Below are 18,655 nucleotides of genomic sequence, written 5' to 3' on the forward strand. Positions count from 1 at the left end.
AATCACCCCGCCACCAACACCCGAATCGCCTCCAAACGCAACGCCGCCTTCTCAAGCATCGCCAAGCCTTGCTCCCGCTGTTGGCGCAGGGCCACCAGTTCGCTGTCGCGCACGGTCGGGTTGACCGCTTGCAGGGCTGTCAGGCGGGCCAGTTCCTCATCGGTATCGGCGGCCAGGCGGCGCTGGGCCTCGGCCACGCGTTCGGCGTGACGCGGGGCGATCTTCTCTTCGCCGGCGTTGATCCGTGGCGCGAGCTGGTCGCGCTGGGCCTGGATGAACTTGTTGGCGCTGGCGCGGGGCACGCTTTCGAGCTGGTCGTTCAGGGTTTCGAACGAGACTCGGGCAGCCAGGTCGTTGCCGTTGGCGTCGAGCAGGCAGCGCAGGGCGGCCGGCGGCAGGTAGCGGCCCAGTTGCAGCGAGCGCGGTGCAACCACTTCACTGACGTAGAGCAGCTCCAGCAACACGGTGCCGGGCTTGAGCGCCTTGTTTTTGATCAGCGCCACCGCGGTGTTGCCCATCGAGCCGGACAGCACCAAGTCCATGCCGCCTTGCACCATCGGATGTTCCCAGGTGATGAATTGCATGTCTTCGCGTGACAGTGCCTGGTTGCGGTCGTAGGTGATGGTCACGCCTTCGTCGTCCCCCAGCGGGAAGCTGGCGTCGAGCATTTTTTCGCTCGGCTTGAGGATCAGCGCGTTTTCCGAATGGTCCTCGCTGTCGATACCAAAGGCGTCGAACAGGGTTTCCATGTAGATCGGCAGGGCAAACTGGTCGTCCTGTTCGAGAATGGCTTCCACCAGGGCATCGCCTTCACCGGCGCCCCCGGAGTTGAGTTCCAGCAAACGGTCACGGCCGGTGTGCAACTCGGCCTCCAGGCGCTCGCGTTCGGCGCGGGCCTCATCGATCAGCGCTTGCCACTGGCCATCGTCGGCTTCTTCCAGCAAGGGCAGCAGGCGCGGGCCGAACTGGTGCTGCAAGGCGTTGCCGGTCGGGCAGGTGTTGAGGAACGCGTTCAGGGCTTCGTGATACCACTGGAACAGCCGCGCCTGCGGGCTGGTTTCCAGGTACGGCGCATGCAGCTCGATGGTGTGCTTCTGGCCGATCCGGTCCAGACGACCGATACGTTGCTCCAGCAGGTCCGGGTGCGCCGGCAGATCGAACAGCACCAAGTGATGGGCGAACTGGAAGTTGCGCCCCTCACTGCCGATTTCCGAGCAGATCAGCACCTGGGCACCGAACTCTTCGTCGGCGAAATAGGCCGCCGCGCGGTCGCGTTCCAGGATATTCATGCCTTCGTGGAACACCGTGGCCGGGATGCCGGAACGCACGCGCAGGGCGTCTTCCAGGTCCATGGCGGTTTCGGCGTGGGCACAGATCACCAGCACTTTGGTGCGCTTGAGCATCTTCAGGGTGTCGATCAGCCACTCGACCCTCGGGTCGAAACGCCACCAGCGTTCTTCTTCGCTGGCGTCCGGCTGGGCTTGGAAGCTGACTTCCGGGTACAGCTCGGGGTGATCGCCCAGGGGCAACTCCAGGTACTCGGCCGGGCACGGCAGCGGGTAGGCGTGCAGCTTGCGCTCGGGGAAGCCCTGCACCGCGGCGCGGGTGTTGCGGAACAGCACACGGCCGGTGCCGTGGCGGTCCAGCAGTTCGCGCACCAGGCGGGCACTGGCTTCGACGTCGCCATCGCTGACGGCGGTGAGCAACGCTTCGCCTTCGTTCCCCAGGAAACCCTGGATGGTCTTGTGGGCCCCAGGAGAGAGACGGCCCTTGTCCAGCAATTCCTGCACGGCTTCAGCCACCGGGCGATAGTTTTCGCTCTCGGCGCGGAAGGCCTTGAGGTCATGGAAACGGTTCGGGTCCAGCAGGCGCAGGCGGGCGAAGTGGCTGTCCTGGCCCAGTTGCTCCGGGGTCGCGGTCAGCAGCAATACGCCCGGGATGGTTTCGGCCAACTGCTCGACCAGTGCGTATTGCGGGCTGGCCTGGTCTTCGTGCCACACCAGGTGATGGGCCTCGTCGACCACCATCAGGTCCCAGCCGGCGGCGAACAGCGCGTCCTGGGCCTTCTCGTCGTCCACCAGCCACTCCAGCGCCACCAGGGCCAACTGAGTGTCTTCGAACGGGTTGCTGGCATCGCTTTCGATGAAGCGTTCTTCATCGAACAGCGCGACCTGCAGGTTGAAGCGTCGGCGCATTTCCACCAGCCACTGGTGCTGGAGGTTTTCCGGCACCAGGATCAGGACGCGGTTGGCGCGGCCGGACAGCAACTGACGGTGAATGACCAGGCCGGCTTCGATGGTCTTGCCCAGGCCCACTTCGTCTGCCAGCAATACCCGTGGCGCGATGCGGTCGGCCACTTCACGGGCAATGTGCAATTGGTGGGCGATCGGCTGGGCACGTACGCCGCCCAGGCCCCAAAGCGAAGACTGCAATTGGCGGCTGGTATGTTCCAGGGTGTGGTAGCGCAGGGAGAACCAGGCCAACTGGTCGATCTGGCCGGCGAACAGACGGTCGCTGGCCAGGCGGAACTGGATAAAGTTCGACAACTGGGTTTCGGGCAGGGTGACGACTTCGTTCTGCCCGTTGAGGCCGTGGTAGACCAGCAGCCCGTCGACGTCATCGACTTCGCGCACGGTCATTTTCCAGCCTTCGAAGTGAGTGATCACATCGCCCGGCGAAAACCGTACACGGGTAAGTGGCGCATTCCGTAGCGCGTACTGGCGAGTGTCGCCAGTGGCCGGGTAGAGCACGGTCAACAAGCGGCCGTCCTGTGCCAGAACGGTGCCTAAACCCAGCTCGGCTTCGCTGTCACTGATCCAGCGTTGCCCCGGTTGATACTGCTGCGCCATGCTGCCTGACTCCCGCCTTGAAAAAGCCGGTTATCTTAACGGAAGGATCCTTCAGACCAAAGGACTTACGTACGCTGATTCGTCTCGATGTCACGGAACTTACGCTTGCCCAGCGATCAAACAAGCTCGGCCCTGGTGAACGCAGCAATTGCGAACTGGGTCACAAGTTTCGGACCGGCGGTTCAAGCTGCCATTTTAGCCGCCGACAACCTGAAGACAGGAGAACTTTATGTTGCCACCCATGCTCCCTTTGAGCGCCGTACCCATCACCGCTCAACAGGATCCGGTTCGCCAGCGACCGGACATACCGCCCGTGGTCCCGGTGCAGCAAAGCTCCAACGAAAGCACCATCGACCTGCAGAACCGTGACCCGGAAGAGGCCGCGTTGCTGCTGCGCGAGGAACAGCGTCGCCAGCAGGAGCGCGACCGGCGCCGCCGGGAAGCCGATGAAGACCCTGAAGAACATTTGGCCGTACCGGGTACCGAACTCAACGCCGACAACACCGTGCCGGTGGTACCGCTGATAGACGAAGAGTCGCGCCAAGGCCTTTGGGTCGATATCCAGATCTGATCCAACACGTGCAGGCTGGTCAACGCCGCCAACAGCCCGCATCATGGGCGCATCCGCAATTCACTGCACGATGCCCGCACGCCATGAGCCAAGACGACAAGCTGATCGACCTCAGTGCCGAGCGCGCCAAGCGCGTTCATGACCTCAACGAAAAACGCCTCAATGAAGTCCGCCAGGCTTTTGAGCAGGCCATGCCGTTGGGCAAGCCCAAGAAAAAGCCGAAGAACAAGCCGAAAAAGCGCTGAACCCCCTCGATCCATTGATCCAGATCAGTTATTCCCCCACCTTCGCGCCCCGTTGCGGGCGTTATTGACCCCGGTCAATTTTCATCCAGGCCTGATTGGTTACCTTGAACCCATCGCAACAGGGGCAAGACCAGGAGGCCAGTCATGTTTTTCGATAATGTGGTGTTTGCCGGTGTACTGACGGTCGGCCTCATGTTCGTGTTTTTCGCAGGCTTTGGATTATTCATCTGGAAAGATGCACACAAGCGGAAGAAACCGTAGGTCTTTCCGGTTACAACGAGCACGCAAGGCATTTTGGGCGACTTCGGTCGCCCTTTTTTTTGGGCAAATTTTGGAGGCGACGCAAATCCACTGTGGGAGCAACTGTCTTGGATATGAATTTTGTGTCCGCTGAAGATTGAATGTGTGGGAGCGAGCTTGCTCGCGATGGCGGTGGTTCAGTTGTATGGATGTTGGATTTGCCGGCCCCTTCGCGAGCAAGCTCGTTCCCACAGGTGTCTGGTGTTCGGGCAAAAAAAAGGTGCGAACCGCAAGGGTCGCACCTTCCTTTTTGAGCCGCCGGGAATCAGCTGCCGATGGCCTTGGACGCCAGCCAGAACAGCGCTGCCGACAACGCCACCGTCGCCGGCAGGGTCAGCACCCAGGCCAGCAGGATCGTGCGTACGGTGCCGCCTTGCAGGCCGCTCTTGTTGGCGACCATGGTGCCGGCCACGCCCGAGGACAGTACATGGGTGGTGGAAACCGGCAGGCTGAAGATGTTCGCCATGCCGATCATGCACGCGGTGGTGATCTGCGCCGACATGCCCTGGGCGTAGGTCATGCCTTGCTTGCCGATCTTCTCGCCGATGGTCAGCACCACACGTTTCCAGCCGACCATGGTGCCCAGGCCCAGCGCCAGTGCGACCGCCAGAATCACCCAGAAAGGGGCGTATTCGGTGGTGGCGGTCAGGTCCTTGCGCAGCTTGTTCAGATCGTCTTTCTCACGGGCTGCCAGGCCTGGCAACTTGCCCACCTTCTTCGCTGTGTCGTCCAGGCAAAGCAGGTAGCGACGAACCTCGATGCGTCGTTCCGACGGCAGCGAATGATAGTCCGCCACGCCTTTGAGCGTGTCGAGCAGCGCATTGATGGTCGGCTCGGTCTGCTGTGGGTTGCAGCGGAACTTCTCGGGCAGGTCGCCGTTCACGCTTTTGCCCAACGCCAGGTATTCACCCAGGGATTCGTGGTTGCGCTGGTAGAACTGGCTCAGGTGGAGCGTCGCGTCACGGGTCCGCTCGATCTGGTAGGTGGTGCTGCCCAGGTCGAGTACGAACTGCGCCGGCACGATACCGATCAGCACCAGCATGATCAGGCCGATGCCTTTCTGACCATCGTTGGAACCGTGGACAAAACTGACCGCCATGGCCGAGATCACCAGTACCAGGCGATTCCAGAACGGAGGGTGCTTCTTGTCGTCGATCTTGCGGCGCTGTTCCGGCGTCTTGTGCATCTTCGACAGTGGTCGCCACCATTTAAGGGCGATCAGCACCAGGGCGGCGATCAGGAAACCGGCCATGGGCGAGAACACCAGGGAGGCGCCGATATCGATCGCCTTCTGCCAGTTCACCCCATCGGCCAGCGGGATATCGTTGATCAATGCGTTGGCCAGGCCCACGCCGAGGATCGAACCGATCAACGTGTGGGAACTGGACGCCGGGATACCGAAGTACCAGGTGCCCAGGTTCCAGGTGATGGCCGCTGCGAGCAGCGAAAACACCATGGCCAGCCCGTGTCCGGTGTTCACATTGATCAGCAGTTCCACGGGCAGCAGGTGGACGATGGCGTACGCCACCCCCACACCGCCCAGCAGCACGCCGAGGAAATTGAACACACCGGAAAAGAACACTGCCAGATGAGGCGGCATGGCTTTGGTGTAGATAACAGTGGCAACCGCGTTAGCGGTGTCATGAAAGCCGTTGATGAACTCGAAGGCGAGGACAAAAGCCAGGGCGAGCAAGAGGCTCACAAGCACCCAAGCATCCAGTCCGCTGAATAAATCGATCATGAAGGTTTTCTGACCCGGTCGTAAGGGGGCGCGATTATGCCAGAAAACCTCGCTAATCGATGCATTGCCTGCTCATCGGTAACATTCTTCAACGAAATAATTTGTCGGAAAGCCTTCGGAGCCAGGTTTTCCGTGGGGTACGTAACCCTTTGATTCCGGGGCGCAAAGCGCAGCCGGCCAGGATCGCGGCCAGCTGAAAGAAGCCGTGAGCGGCTGTATGAAAAATCTGAAAATAAGGTAGGCCATGGCATTTCCCGACCGTCGGGCAGGAGCGGATGGCGGCCCGCTCATGGCGGGCGTGCGCTACGGTTTCCGGCCTGGGTGGTGGCCGGAGAACTCTTCACAAGAACGTCAGGCCCAGAGCATCACTGTTCTTCGGCTTTGAGTTCTTTTTCCATTTTCTGAAGTTCCTGGGTGAACGCTTGATCCTGAACGGTGGCGCGCTTGCGCCAGGGTTTGCGTTCCGGTTCAGGTTGCGCGGCGTAGGTGGTGACTTCCCCGCCGTAAACTTCCTTGTAACGTTGTTCCTGGCGCTCAAGTTCCGCGCGCAGTTCGTCTTTCGTCACAGTTGTACCTAATTAATTGAAGTTGAATCTGGTGATACGCACTGCATGTAGGCATGCAGACGGCCACGGCACCAGAGCTGACAGCTGACGTAGCATCAGGGCTTCGCGTTGTTGACAAGCAGGGAAGCGACCATGACGGTGCTTCGGGCACCCGGTAACGACCACGGTGCCTGCGTACGGGAGCGGTCGATCGGCCCTACCGTCGCTGATTTGCATTATAGCGGTCCAGCCGGATAACACTATCGGGAAAAATTTAAAGGCTCTGCTGTTGTGTGAACTCATATGTGTATGTGCAACTTGTACCACAGTAGAAAGATGCCGGCGAGTGCCAGTAAGCCGATGCCATTCGCATCAACAAGTTCAATATCGCCTGCGTCTTCACGTCAAACCGCGGGCCACTGTTACCTTCAACTTATTGCCGAACGTGCTCGGGGCAGGCCAGCGCACTGACCTGATTGCGATTATCGGTCGACGGTTCGATAATCGAACGATCTTGGCCGGCGGGTCTTGCTTGCCCACCGGGCAGCCGCTTGTAATAGCCGTCACTTCCGGGAAGGACCAGACATGAACGACCAATTGCGCAATGCCTTCACTTCCGTCGCGCCACCGATCGTCGCTTCGCCGGCCAAGCGGATCCAGGCCCTGACCGGCGATCCTGACTTCATGACGTCCCTGGCCCGTGGATTGGCCGTGGTCCAGGCTTTCCAGGAGCGCAAGCGGCACCTGACCATCGCCCAGATCAGCCACCGCACGGAAATCCCCCGCGCTGCTGTCAGGCGTTGCCTGCATACGTTGATCAAGCTGGGCTACGCTACCACCGACGGGCGCACCTATTCGCTGCTGCCCAAAGTGCTGACCCTCGGCCACGCCTATCTGTCTTCGACACCGCTGGCGGTGTCTGCCCAGCCGTACCTTGACCGCATGAGCGAGCAATTGCACGAAGCCTGCAACATGGCGACGCTGGAAGGCGACGACATCCTCTACATCGCCCGCTCGGCTACCACCCAGCGCCTGATTTCGGTGGACCTGTCGGTGGGCGGCCGCTTGCCAGCCTATTGCACCTCCATGGGCAGGATTCTCCTGGCGGCCCTGGATGATGCGTCGTTGCGCGACTACCTCGACCACGCCGACCTGCAGGCCAAGACCAGCCGCACCTTGCACACACCTGAGGCCTTGCTCGAATGCCTGCAAGAGGTGCGGCAGCAGGGCTGGTGCATCGTCGATCAAGAGCTGGAACAGGGCCTGCGTTCGATTGCCGTGCCAGTGTACGACGCTTCCGGCCAAGTGGTGGCCGCACTCAACGTCAGTACCCATGCCGGGCGGGTCAGCCGCAATGAGCTGGAACAGCGCTTCCTGCCAGGCTTGTTGGGGGCCAGTCGCGACCTGAGCGCGCAGCTGTTCACTTAAGCTGTTCGATAAACGCACAGAGTCGGCGGCGATGAATTGACGGTGTTTGCCTGGCCTCATTAATGTCGCGCAGCGTCATCCGGCGTGTTTCGCCGGGTCTCTGTTCGTCCGCCTGCGTTTCTCGCTTGGAATAAAAATAAAATGAACCAGCCCCAGACCTCCGTAGGCAATTGCCTCGATGTGCAGTCCTTTATCAATACCCAGCCCATATCGCGTTATCAGTGGCGGGTGGTGATTCTGTGTTTTCTGATTGTGTTCCTCGACGGCCTCGATACGGCCGCCATGGGCTTCATCGCCCCGGCGCTGTCCCAGGATTGGGGCATCGACCGCGCCAGCCTTGGCCCAGTAATGAGTGCGGCGCTGATCGGCATGGTATTCGGCGCACTGGGCTCCGGGCCGTTGGCTGACCGCTTCGGGCGAAAAGTCGTACTGGTGGGTGCGGTCGTGCTGTTCGGCGCGTTCAGCCTGGCGTCGGCCTACAGCACCAACGTCGATCAATTGCTGGTGTTGCGTTTCCTGACCGGCCTGGGCTTGGGCGCCGGGATGCCGAACGCCACCACCTTGCTGTCGGAATACACCCCGGAACGCAAGAAATCCCTGTTGGTGACCAGTATGTTCTGCGGCTTCAACCTGGGCATGGCCGGTGGCGGGTTCATCTCCGCCAAGCTGATACCGGCGTTCGGCTGGCACAGCCTGCTGCTGATCGGCGGAGTGCTGCCGTTGATCCTGGCGGTCGTGTTGCTGTTCTGGCTGCCGGAGTCGGCGCGTTACCTGGTGGTGCGCAATCGCGGCAGCGACAAGGTGCGCAAGACCCTGGCGCCGATCGAGCCGAAAATCGTGGCCCAAGCGGCGAGCTTCAGTGTGCCGGAACAGAAAACCGTGAAAGCCCGCAACGTGCTGGCGGTGATCTTCTCCGGCACCTACAGCGCCGGCACCTTGCTGCTGTGGCTGACCTATTTCATGGGCCTGGTGATCGTCTACCTGCTGACCAGTTGGCTACCGACCTTGATGCGTGACAGCGGCGCGAGCATGGAACAGGCCGCGTTTATCGGTGCGTTGTTCCAGTTCGGCGGCGTGTTGAGCGCAGTCTTCGTCGGTTGGGCGATGGACCGCTTCAATCCGCACAAGGTCATCGGCCTTTTCTACCTGATGGCCGGGGTGTTTGCCTACGCGGTGGGGCAGAGCCTGGGCAACATCACCGTGCTCGCCACCCTGGTGCTGGTGGCCGGCATGTGCGTCAACGGCGCGCAATCGGCGATGCCTTCCCTGGCGGCGCGTTTCTACCCGACCCAGGGCCGGGCCACCGGGGTCTCGTGGATGCTGGGCATCGGTCGCTTCGGGGCAATTCTCGGGGCCTGGATGGGCGCGACCCTGCTGGGCCTGGGCTGGAACTTCGAACAGGTCCTGACGGCCCTGGTCATCCCTGCCGCCCTGGCGACCACGGCGGTGGTGATCAAGGGCATGGTCAGCCATGCGGATGCGACCTGAGCTGTTCACCTGCACGAAGCCCTGAGTCCACACCTGTGGCGAGGGAGCTTGCTCCCGCTGGGGCGCGAAGCGGCCCTCTTTATTAGGGCTGCTACGCAGCCCAGCGGGAGCAAGCTCCCTCGCCACGGTTTCCACTTGTTTTCGATGTGAGGGCAAATCGATAGCCAAACAACAATCCGTTCGATAAACGAACACTCAGTCGATTATCGGATTGTTTTGCCCTCATCCCGAAGCTTAATCTTCAGTCACTCCGGCGCTTAACCTCGCGCCTTTTTCTTCATGTCGGTCTACTGGAAAACGGGAGCCTGCCCCATGGCTGAAATCCTTTCGCTGCACGACGCGGTGAAGCAATTCGTCAATGACGGCGATACCGTCGCGCTCGAAGGCTTCACTCACCTGATCCCGACGGCGGCGGGTCATGAAATCATTCGCCAGGGCAAGAAAGATCTGACCCTCGTGCGTATGACGCCTGACCTGATCTATGACCAGTTGATCGGCGCCGGTTGTGCTCGCAAGTTGATTTTCTCCTGGGGCGGTAACCCTGGCGTCGGGTCGTTGCACCGCTTGCGCGATGCCGTGGAGAAGCAATGGCCGCACCCGCTGGAGATCGAAGAGCACAGCCACGCTGACCTGGCCAACGCCTACGTCGCCGGCGCCTCCGGCCTGCCGTTCGCGGTGCTGCGGGCCTACGCCGGTTCCGACCTGCCAAAGGTCAACCCGCTGATCAAGAGCGTGACCTGTCCCTTCACCGGTGAAGTGTTGGCCGCTGTGCCTTCGGTGCGCCCGGACATCACGGTGATCCACGCCCAGAAAGCCGACCGCAAGGGTAACGTGCTGCTGTGGGGCATCCTCGGTGTGCAGAAAGAAGCCGCCCTGGCCGCCAAGCGTTGCATCGTCACCGTGGAAGAAATCGTCGACGACCTGAACGCGCCGATGAACGCCTGCGTGCTGCCGACCTGGGCGTTGAGCGCCGTCTGCCACGTACCGGGTGGCGCCCATCCGTCCTACGCCCACGGCTACACCGAGCGTGACAACCGCTTCTACCAGGCGTGGGACCCGATCGCCCGGGACCGTGAGACCTTTACCGCATGGGTCAACGAATACATCCACGGCACTCGGGATTTCAGTGAATTCCAGGCCAGACTGGCAGCCGCTTCGCAGGTGAAACCATGACCTACTCCACCAACGAAATGATGACCGTCGCCGCGGCGCGGCGCTTGAAAAACAATGCCGTGTGCTTCGTCGGCATCGGCCTGCCGTCGAAGGCGGCCAACCTGGCGCGGCTGACCTCGTCGCCGGACGTCGTGCTGATCTACGAATCGGGCCCGATCGGGGCCAAGCCCAGCGTGCTGCCGCTGTCCATTGGCGACGGTGAACTGGCGGAAACCGCCGATACCGTCGTCCCGACCGGTGAGATTTTTCGCTACTGGCTGCAGGGCGGGCGTATCGACGTTGGTTTCCTCGGCGCAGCCCAGGTCGACCGTTTCGGCAACATCAACACCACGGTGGTGGGTGACTACCATCAGCCGAAAGTCCGTTTGCCGGGTGCCGGTGGCGCGCCGGAAATCGCCGGCTCCGCCAAGAGCGTGTTGATCATCCTCAAGCAGTCGGCGCGCTCGTTTGTCGACAAGCTGGATTTCATCACCTCGGTCGGCCATGGCGAAGGCGGCGATTCACGCAAGCGTCTTGGTCTGCCGGGGGCGGGCCCCGTGGGCATCATCACCGATTTGTGCATCATGGAGCCCGAAGCCGGCAGCCATGAATTCGTGGTCACTGCGCTGCACCCCGGCGTGACCCGCGAGCAAGTCATTGCGGCCACCGGGTGGGCGATCCGTTTCGCCGACCAGGTGCAAACCACCGCCGATCCGACCGAGGTGGAGCTGCGCGCACTGCGCGACCTGGAAGCTCGTACCGCGGCGGCCCACGGCCAGGCACCGGGAGAAGCCTGATGCGCGACGTGTATATCTGTGATGCGATTCGAACCCCCATTGGCCGGTTTGGCGGCGGTTTGTCCGCCGTGCGCGCCGATGACTTGGCGGCCGTGCCGATCAAGGCGTTGATGGAGCGCAACCCAGCGGTGGACTGGAACGCGGTGGACGAGGTATTTCTCGGCTGCGCCAACCAGGCCGGCGAAGACAACCGCAACGTGGCGCGCATGGCGCTGCTGCTGGCGGGCCTGCCGGAGAGCATTCCCGGCGTGACCCTCAACCGCCTTTGCGCCTCGGGCATGGACGCCATCGGCACCGCGTTCCGCGCCATCGCCAGCGGCGAGATGGAACTGGCCATCGCTGGTGGCGTGGAGTCGATGTCCCGGGCGCCGTTCGTGATGGGCAAGGCCGACGCCGCGTTTTCCCGCAACATGAAGCTGGAAGACACCACCATCGGCTGGCGCTTCATCAATCCATTGATGAAAGCCCAGTATGGCGTGGACGCGATGCCGCAGACCGCTGATAACGTGGCCGATGACTACGCGGTGTCCCGCGCCGATCAGGACGCTTTCGCCTTGCGCAGCCAACAGCGCACGGCGGCGGCCCAGGCGGCAGGGTTTTTCGCCGAAGAAATTGTGCCGGTGCGCATCAGCCATAAAAAAGGCGAAACCGTGGTCGAGCAGGACGAACACCCTCGCGCCGACACCACGCTGGAGACCTTGGGCAAACTCAAACCGGTCAACGGCCCCGACAAGACCGTCACCGCCGGCAACGCCTCGGGTGTCAACGACGGCGCGGCCGCGTTGATCCTGGCGTCGGCCGAAGCGGTGAAAAAACATGGCCTGACGCCGCGCGGCAAAGTGCTGGGCATGGCCAGTGCCGGTGTGGCACCACGGGTGATGGGCATCGGCCCGGTGCCGGCGGTGCGCAAGCTCACTGAACGCTTGGGCCTGGCGGTCGCGGATTTCGATGTGATCGAACTCAATGAAGCGTTTGCCAGCCAGGGCTTGGCGGTGCTGCGGGATTTGGGGTTGGCGGACGATGCGCCGCAGGTCAACCCGAACGGCGGTGCCATTGCCCTCGGCCATCCACTGGGCATGAGCGGGGCGCGCTTGGTGATGACGGCGCTGCACCACCTGGAAAAGACCGGCGGCAAGAAAGGCCTGGCGACCATGTGCGTCGGTGTCGGCCAGGGTCTGGCATTGGCCATCGAACGCGTCTGACGCGTCGCTCTACTAATAAGAAACCGAGGAATGCTTCATGACTGACAAGCCTGGTTATCGCCGCCCTCAAGTGGGCACCCAGCCGGAGTATCTGCACCCGCCGTACCAGTCCACCAACCTGCGCTCGCCTTCCAAGCCGTTGGTGTTCCTGCCGCATTCGCTGTCGGAAATTACCGGCCCGACCGTGGGCGCCGACCGCTTGCAGGAAAAGGACCACGACCTGACCGCCCAGCATGCCGGCGAGCCATTGGGGGAGCGGATCATCATTCACGGACGTGTGCTGGATGAGCACGGCGAGCCGGTGCCGGGCATCCTGGTGGAAATCTGGCAGGCCAACGCCGCCGGTCGCTACAACCATGACCGTGACAACCATGACGCGCCGCTGGACCCGAACTTCACCGGCACCGGTCGCACCGTCACCGACGCCGACGGCTGGTATCAGTTCCAGACCATCAAGCCTGGCGCCTATCCGTGGGGCAACCACCACAACGCCTGGCGCCCGGCGCACATCCATTTTTCACTGTTCGGACCGAGCATTCTGACGCGCCTGGTGACGCAGATGTATTTCCCTGGCGACCCGTTGCTGGCCTACGACCCGATCTACAACTGCGTGCCGGACACCCGCGCCAAGGAACGCCTGATCGCCCGTTTCGACCTGGAAAAAACCGTCCCTCACTACGCCCTCGGTTACCGCTGGGACATCGTCTTGCGCGGCCGCGATGCCACGCCGATGGAGAAATAAGATGACGCTCACCGCCACTACGTCCCACACCGTCGGCCCTTACTACCACATCGGCCTGACCTGGCTGAACCGCGAAGACCTGACCGTCGCACAAACCCTCGGCCAACGCGTGGCGATCACCGGGCAGGTGGTCGACGGTAACGGCCAGTTCGTCAACGACGCGATGCTGGAAGTCTGGCAGGCCAATGCCGCCGGCAAATACGCCCACCCGGAAGACGACCAGGACAAACCGCTGGACCCGCATTTCGACGGTTTTGGTCGGGTGCCGGTGGATGCCGAAGGGCGCTTCCGCTTCACCACCATCAAGCCGGGCACTGTGCCGGGGCTGGGTGGTACGACCCAGGCTCCGCATCTCGTGGTACTGGTGTTCGCTCGGGGGCTGGTCAAGCACTTGCTGACGCGCATCTACTTTGACGGCGAACCGGCCAACGAAGCCGACCCGTTGTTGGCCTGTGTGCCCGAGGAACGTCGCGGCACTATCGTCGCCAAGCCCGATGCGTCGGGCGTGTACCAGTGGAACGTGATCCTGCAAGGCACGGATGCCGAGACGGTGTTCTTCGATTACTGAATGAAACCGCTGTGGTGAGGGCGCTTGCTCCCGCTGGCTTTGTAGGAGCTGGCGAAGCCTGCGATCTTTTGATCTTTCACTTGAAACTCAAGTGATTGGGAAAAGATCGCAGCCTCGCTTCGCTCGTCAGCTCCTACGGGCGCAAGCCAGCGGGAGCAAGCTCCCTCGCCACAGAGATGACACACGCCCTGTGGGAGCGAGCTTGCTCGCGATGGCGGCCATACAAGCACTACAGCTTGAAAGACTGTTTGTGGAACGGGAGTGTTACGAGGTGTGTCTAGACTTCGTCAGTCCCCAACGAGTGAATAACCCATGACCATCCCAATCAGCCACTACACCGGTGAAGAACGCAGCAAACGCATCTTCGCCATCGTCGGTGCCTCTTCCGGCAATCTGGTCGAATGGTTCGACTTCTATGTCTATGCGTTCTGTGCGATCTACTTCGCGCCGGCATTCTTCCCCTCGGACAACCCGACGGTGCAACTGGTCAACACGGCGGGTGTGTTCGCCGCCGGGTTCCTGATGCGGCCCATCGGCGGCTGGATTTTCGGCCGGGTGGCGGACCGTCACGGGCGCAAGAATTCGATGATGATTTCGGTGCTGATGATGTGCTTCGGCTCGCTGCTCATCGCCTGCCTGCCCACCTACAAGGACATTGGCGTCTGGGCACCGCTGCTGCTGTTGCTCGCCCGTCTGCTGCAAGGCCTGTCGGTGGGCGGCGAATACGGCACCACCGCCACCTACATGAGCGAAGTCGCCCTCAAGGGCCAGCGCGGCTTTTTCGCCTCGTTCCAGTACGTGACGCTGATCGGCGGGCAACTGCTGGCGGTGTCGCTGGTGGTGATCCTGCAACAGTTCCTCAACGAGGAAGAACTGCGTGCCTACGGTTGGCGGATTCCATTCGTGGTGGGCGCCGTGGCGGCATTGATTTCTCTGTTCCTGCGGCGCTCCCTGAAAGAAACCAGCAGCAAGGAAATGCGCGAGAACAAGGACGCCGGCAGCATCGCGGCGCTGTTTCGCGACCATAAGGCGGCGTTTATCACGGTGCTGGGCTACACCGCCGGCGGCTCGCTGATTTTCTACACATTCACCACGTACATGCAGAAATACCTGGTGAACACGGCCGGCCTGCACGCCAAGACCGCCAGCTACATCATGACCGGCGCGTTGTTTCTCTATATGTGCATGCAGCCGCTATTCGGCATGCTGGCGGACAAGATCGGCCGGCGTAACTCCATGCTCTGGTTCGGAGGGCTGGGGGCGTTGTGCACGGTGCCGATCCTGCTGACGCTCAAAAGCATCAGCAGCCCGTTCCTGGCGTTTGTCCTGATTACGTTGGCGCTGGCGATCGTCAGTTTCTACACCTCCATCAGCGGCCTGGTAAAAGCCGAAATGTTTCCACCTGAAGTGCGGGCGCTGGGAGTAGGGTTGGCGTATGCGGTGGCCAATGCGATTTTTGGCGGTTCGGCCGAATACGTCGCTTTGAGCCTGAAGGCCCAGGGCATGGAAAACGCCTTTTATTGGTATGTCACGGTGATGATGGTGGTGGCGTTCCTGTTCAGCCTGCGCCTGCCCAAGCAGCCGGCGTATTTGCACCATGACCTTTAAGGCTTGTTTGATTCATTGTGGCCAGAGACTGCTGCTGGGTTCTGTAGGAGCTGGCGAAGCCTGCGATCTTTTGATCTTTCACTTGAGATTCAAGTGTCTGGGGAAAGATCGCAGCCTCGTTGCACTCGACAGCTCCTACACAGCTCCTACGGGGTAAAAGCCAGCAGGAGTTATCTCTGGCCGCAAAGGCATCCATTTTCCCAAGGACTGTTTATGAGCGAACGACCGGGCAATCAGCTGTTCGATGCCTACTTCACCGCCCGCGACATGCGCGAGGTGTTCTGCGATGCGGGGCGGGTCCAGGCCATGCTGGATGTCGAGGCCGCGCTGGCTCGGGCCGAGGCGCGGGTGGGGTTGATCCCCCAGGACGCGGTGGCACCGATCGAAAACGCCTGCCGTGCCCAGTTGTACGATTTTTCCGCATTGAGCGAAGCGATTGCCAGCGCCGGCAATTCGGCGATTCCGCTGGTCAAGGCGTTGGGCAAGCGCATCGCCACCCAGAGCGCCGAGGCTGAGCGCTACGTGCACCTGGGCGCCACCAGCCAGGACGTGATGGACAGCGGATTGGTGCTGCAACTGCGCCAGGCGTTGGGTTTGATCGAGGCAGAGCTGGCGCAACTGGCCGTCACCCTGGCCCGCCAAGCCGAACGCTACGCCGCCACACCGCTGGCCGGGCGCACCTGGCTGCAACACGCCACGCCGGTGACCCTGGGCATGAAAATCGCCGGTTGGCTGGGGGCGATCACTCGCAGCCGCCAGCGCTTGAAAGAGCTCAAACCACGCTTGCTGGTGCTGCAATTTGGCGGCGCCTCCGGAACGCTCGCCGCGTTGGGTGAGCAGGCGCTGCCGGTCGCCGAAGCCTTGGCTGCCGAGCTGCAACTGAACCTGCCGGAACAGCCCTGGCACACCCAGCGCGATCGTTTGGTGGAGTTCGGCGCGGTGTTGGGCTTGATCGCTGGCAGCCTGGGCAAACTGGGTCGCGACATCAGCCTGTTGATGCAGACCGAAGCCGGCGAAGCGTTCGAACCCTCCGCGCCGGGCAAGGGCGGTTCGTCCACCATGCCGCACAAGCGCAACCCGGTGGGCGCGGCGGTGCTGATCGGCGCGGCGACGCGAGTGCCTGGCTTGTTGTCGACATTGTTCAGCGCCATGCCCCAGGAACACGAGCGCAGCCTGGGCCTGTGGCACGCCGAATGGGAAACCCTGCCGGAAATCTGCTGCCTGGTCTCCGGGGCCTTGCAACAGGCGCGACTGCTGGCCGAAGGGCTGGAAGTGGACGCGACGCGCATGGCCCGCAACCTGGAACTGACCCAGGGGTTGGTGCTGGCGGAGGCGGTGAGCATCGTCCTGGCCCAGCGGGTGGGGCGCGACACGGCGCATCATTTGCTTGAGCAATGCTGCAAGCGCGCGGTGGCCGAACAGCGGCATCTGCGCGCTGTGCTGGGGGACGAACCCCAAGTCACCGCGCAGTTGTCCGCGACCGAGCTCGATCATCTGCTCGACCCGGCCCACTACCTCGGCCAGGCCCAGACCTGGGTCGCCCGGGCCGTGGCCGAACACCTTGCCTTGAATGCCTGAAAGGAGATTGTTGTGGGATTCGTCAAACTCGCCGAGGGCGATCTGAACTACCGATTGGACGGGCTGCAAGACGCCCCGGTGCTGGTGCTCTCCAACTCCCTGGGCACCGATTTGCATATGTGGGATGAGCAGGTCGCGGCCTTCAGTGAACACTTTCGCGTGCTGCGCTTCGACACCCGGGGTCATGGTCAGTCGTTGGTGACCGAAGGCCCCTACAGCATCGAACAACTGGGTCGCGATGTGCTGGCGATGCTTGATGCCTTGAACATCGACAAGGTGCATTTCTGTGGCTTGTCCATGGGTGGGCTGATCGGCCAGTGGCTGGGTATCAACGCCGGCGAACGCCTGCAAAAACTGGTGGTGTGCAACACCGCCGCCAAGATCGGCGATCCGTCGATGTGGAACCCGCGCATCGAAACCGTGCTGCGTGACGGCAAGGCGGCGATGGTGGCGTTGCGCGATGCGTCGATTGCCCGCTGGTTCACGCCTGATTTTGCCGATGCCCATCCGGACAAGGCGAAGAAAATCACCGACATGCTCGCCGCGACATCGCCTCAGGGTTACGCGGCCAACTGTGCCGCCGTGCGCGATGCCGATTTCCGCGAGCAGTTGTCTGCGATCCGCGTGCCGCTGTTGGTGATCGCCGGCACCGAAGATGCCGTGACGCCGCCGTCGGGTGGGCATTTTATCCAAGCGCGCGTCAGTGGGGCCGAGTACGCCGAGTTCCATGCCGCGCACCTGTCCAACGTCCAGGCCGGTGCTGCGTTCAGCGCTCGGGTCCTGGATTTCCTGCTTGATTCCGGCCGCGCCTGAGGAGTTTTCCGTGGACGAAAAACAACGTTACGACGAAGGCATGCAAGTACGCCGCGCGGTGCTGGGTGATGCCCACGTCGATCGCAGCCTCACAGCCCTGACCGAGTTCAACAGCGAATTCCAAGAGATGATCACCCGCCACGCCTGGGGTGACATCTGGACCCGCCCGGGCCTGCCGCGCCATACCCGCAGCCTGATCACCATCGCCATGTTGATCGGCATGAACCGCAACGAAGAACTCAAGCTGCACCTGCGCGCCGCCGCCAACAACGGCGTGAGCCGTAGCGAGATCAAGGAAGTGATCATGCAGAGCGCCATCTACTGCGGTATCCCGGCAGCCAACGCCACCTTCCACCTGGCCGAATCGGTCTGGGATGACCTGGGCGTCGAATCGCGGGCTTAAGGGGGACTTCATCCCCTGTGGGAGCGAGCTTGCTCGCGATAGCGGTGGACCAGCTTGCATCAATGTTGAATGTGATGACGCCCTCGCGAGCAAGCTCGCTCCCACAGTTTTTTGAGTCGTTCGCAGCATCGCATACACCTCAAATCCCTGTGGGAGAGCTTGCTCGCGATAGCGGTAGATGAGCCAGCATCAATGCCGACTGGCCCACCGCGTGAGCTTTACAACAAACTGATCGGATAGCTGACGATCAACCGGTTCTCATCGAATTCATTGGTGCTGTAATCCCGGCGCATCGTCGAGTTGCGCCACTTCACATTGAGGCTCTTCAGTGCACCGCTCTGCACGGTATAAGCCAGCTCACTTTCACGGCCCCATTCCTTGCCGTCATCGACCGTGGCGGTGTGCACATTGTCGCCGCTGATGTAGCGGTTCATCAGGGTCAGGCCCGGCACGCCGACGGCGGCGAAGTTGAAGTCATGGCGCACTTGCCAGGATTTTTCCTTGGCGTTGTCGTAGCTGGAGTTGTAGCTGTCGTTCGCCAGGGTGCCGCCGCTGGTGCCGTTGACGCGCATCCAGGCGTCGTCGCCGCCGACTTTCTGTAGGCCAACGTAGAAGGTGTTGCCGC

At 62.0% G+C, this 18,655-nt stretch carries 18 protein-coding genes; 14 read left to right on the plus strand and 4 right to left on the minus strand.

Going from position 1 to position 18,655, the window contains the following annotated elements:
- Positions 1 to 2 precede the first annotated feature (2 nt).
- The gene (gene rapA / locus AD659_RS05810) at positions 3 to 2,849 is read right to left on the minus strand and encodes an RNA polymerase-associated protein RapA (RefSeq protein WP_053119181.1); all 2,847 of its coding nucleotides are present in this window, start codon (positions 2,847 to 2,849) and stop codon (positions 3 to 5) included.
- A 229-nt stretch (positions 2,850 to 3,078) separates the two neighbouring features.
- Between rapA and AD659_RS05815 the strand changes: the two genes are divergently transcribed.
- The 3 genes from AD659_RS05815 to ccoM all read left to right on the plus strand — a co-directional run bounded on the left by AD659_RS05815 (position 3,079) and on the right by ccoM (position 3,926).
- Positions 3,079 to 3,420 carry a hypothetical protein gene (locus tag AD659_RS05815; protein WP_053119182.1) on the plus strand — a complete coding sequence of 114 codons (342 nt, stop codon included), beginning with the start codon at positions 3,079 to 3,081 and terminating at the stop codon, positions 3,418 to 3,420.
- Positions 3,421 to 3,503: 83 nt separating this feature from the next.
- A complete protein-coding gene (locus AD659_RS29930) occupies positions 3,504 to 3,665 on the plus strand; it encodes a hypothetical protein (RefSeq protein WP_003184513.1) in 162 nt (53 codons plus the stop codon).
- Between the two features lie 144 nt (positions 3,666 to 3,809).
- Positions 3,810 to 3,926 carry a cytochrome c oxidase subunit CcoM gene (gene ccoM, locus AD659_RS30330; RefSeq protein WP_025212288.1) on the plus strand — a complete coding sequence of 39 codons (117 nt, stop codon included), beginning with the start codon at positions 3,810 to 3,812 and terminating at the stop codon, positions 3,924 to 3,926.
- Positions 3,927 to 4,230: 304 nt separating this feature from the next.
- Here the strand turns inward: ccoM and AD659_RS05825 are convergent, their stop codons facing one another.
- Both AD659_RS05825 and AD659_RS05830 read right to left on the minus strand, forming a co-directional pair.
- A complete protein-coding gene (locus AD659_RS05825; protein ID WP_053119184.1) occupies positions 4,231 to 5,706 on the minus strand; it encodes an inorganic phosphate transporter in 1,476 nt (491 codons plus the stop codon).
- A gap of 365 nt (positions 5,707 to 6,071) precedes the next feature.
- Entirely contained in the window at positions 6,072 to 6,272 is a 201-nt protein-coding gene (locus tag AD659_RS05830; RefSeq protein WP_003184509.1) for a hypothetical protein, read from the minus strand.
- A 564-nt stretch (positions 6,273 to 6,836) separates the two neighbouring features.
- Between AD659_RS05830 and pcaR the strand changes: the two genes are divergently transcribed.
- The 11 genes from pcaR (at position 6,837) to pcaC (ending at position 18,030) form a co-directional block, all read left to right on the plus strand.
- Positions 6,837 to 7,679, plus strand: a complete 843-nt coding sequence (pcaR, locus tag AD659_RS05835; RefSeq protein ID WP_053119186.1) for a pca regulon transcriptional regulator PcaR — start codon at positions 6,837 to 6,839, stop codon at positions 7,677 to 7,679.
- A gap of 141 nt (positions 7,680 to 7,820) precedes the next feature.
- Positions 7,821 to 9,167, plus strand: a complete 1,347-nt coding sequence (gene pcaK / locus AD659_RS05840; protein ID WP_053119188.1) for a 4-hydroxybenzoate transporter PcaK — start codon at positions 7,821 to 7,823, stop codon at positions 9,165 to 9,167.
- A gap of 312 nt (positions 9,168 to 9,479) precedes the next feature.
- The gene (locus AD659_RS05845) at positions 9,480 to 10,340 is read left to right on the plus strand and encodes a CoA transferase subunit A (RefSeq protein ID WP_053119191.1); all 861 of its coding nucleotides are present in this window, start codon (positions 9,480 to 9,482) and stop codon (positions 10,338 to 10,340) included.
- Positions 10,337 to 11,116: a CoA-transferase subunit beta gene (locus AD659_RS05850; RefSeq protein WP_053119192.1), complete on the plus strand. Its 780-nt coding sequence runs from the start codon at positions 10,337 to 10,339 to the stop codon at positions 11,114 to 11,116. The genes AD659_RS05845 and AD659_RS05850 overlap by 4 nt, the downstream gene beginning before the upstream one ends.
- Positions 11,113 to 12,318, plus strand: coding sequence for a 3-oxoadipyl-CoA thiolase (gene pcaF / locus AD659_RS05855; RefSeq protein WP_173667206.1), 1,206 nt, complete (start codon positions 11,113 to 11,115; stop codon positions 12,316 to 12,318). Before AD659_RS05850 ends, pcaF begins: the two co-directional genes overlap by 4 nt.
- Before the next feature lie 37 nt (positions 12,319 to 12,355).
- Positions 12,356 to 13,060, plus strand: coding sequence for a protocatechuate 3,4-dioxygenase subunit beta (gene pcaH, locus AD659_RS05860; RefSeq protein ID WP_053119196.1), 705 nt, complete (start codon positions 12,356 to 12,358; stop codon positions 13,058 to 13,060).
- A gap of 1 nt (position 13,061) precedes the next feature.
- Complete coding sequence (gene pcaG, locus AD659_RS05865) at positions 13,062 to 13,628, plus strand: protocatechuate 3,4-dioxygenase subunit alpha (protein WP_053119198.1); 567 nt, start codon at positions 13,062 to 13,064, stop codon at positions 13,626 to 13,628.
- A gap of 312 nt (positions 13,629 to 13,940) precedes the next feature.
- Positions 13,941 to 15,236 (plus strand): MFS family transporter, encoded by a 1,296-nt coding sequence (locus AD659_RS05870; RefSeq protein WP_053119200.1) that lies wholly within the window; start codon positions 13,941 to 13,943, stop codon positions 15,234 to 15,236.
- A gap of 213 nt (positions 15,237 to 15,449) precedes the next feature.
- The gene (locus AD659_RS05875) at positions 15,450 to 16,814 is read left to right on the plus strand and encodes a 3-carboxy-cis,cis-muconate cycloisomerase (RefSeq protein WP_053119202.1); all 1,365 of its coding nucleotides are present in this window, start codon (positions 15,450 to 15,452) and stop codon (positions 16,812 to 16,814) included.
- Between the two features lie 12 nt (positions 16,815 to 16,826).
- Positions 16,827 to 17,627: a 3-oxoadipate enol-lactonase gene (gene pcaD, locus AD659_RS05880; RefSeq protein WP_053119205.1), complete on the plus strand. Its 801-nt coding sequence runs from the start codon at positions 16,827 to 16,829 to the stop codon at positions 17,625 to 17,627.
- A 10-nt stretch (positions 17,628 to 17,637) separates the two neighbouring features.
- The gene (pcaC, locus tag AD659_RS05885; protein ID WP_053119216.1) at positions 17,638 to 18,030 is read left to right on the plus strand and encodes a 4-carboxymuconolactone decarboxylase; all 393 of its coding nucleotides are present in this window, start codon (positions 17,638 to 17,640) and stop codon (positions 18,028 to 18,030) included.
- A gap of 218 nt (positions 18,031 to 18,248) precedes the next feature.
- Here pcaC and AD659_RS05890 read toward each other — a convergent pair.
- On the minus strand, positions 18,249 to 18,655 hold a 407-nt coding region (locus AD659_RS05890; RefSeq protein WP_156330580.1), incomplete at its 5' end, for an OprD family outer membrane porin.

It is taken from the genome of Pseudomonas thivervalensis (assembly GCF_001269655.1).
Lineage (GTDB): Bacteria > Pseudomonadota > Gammaproteobacteria > Pseudomonadales > Pseudomonadaceae > Aquipseudomonas > Aquipseudomonas thivervalensis.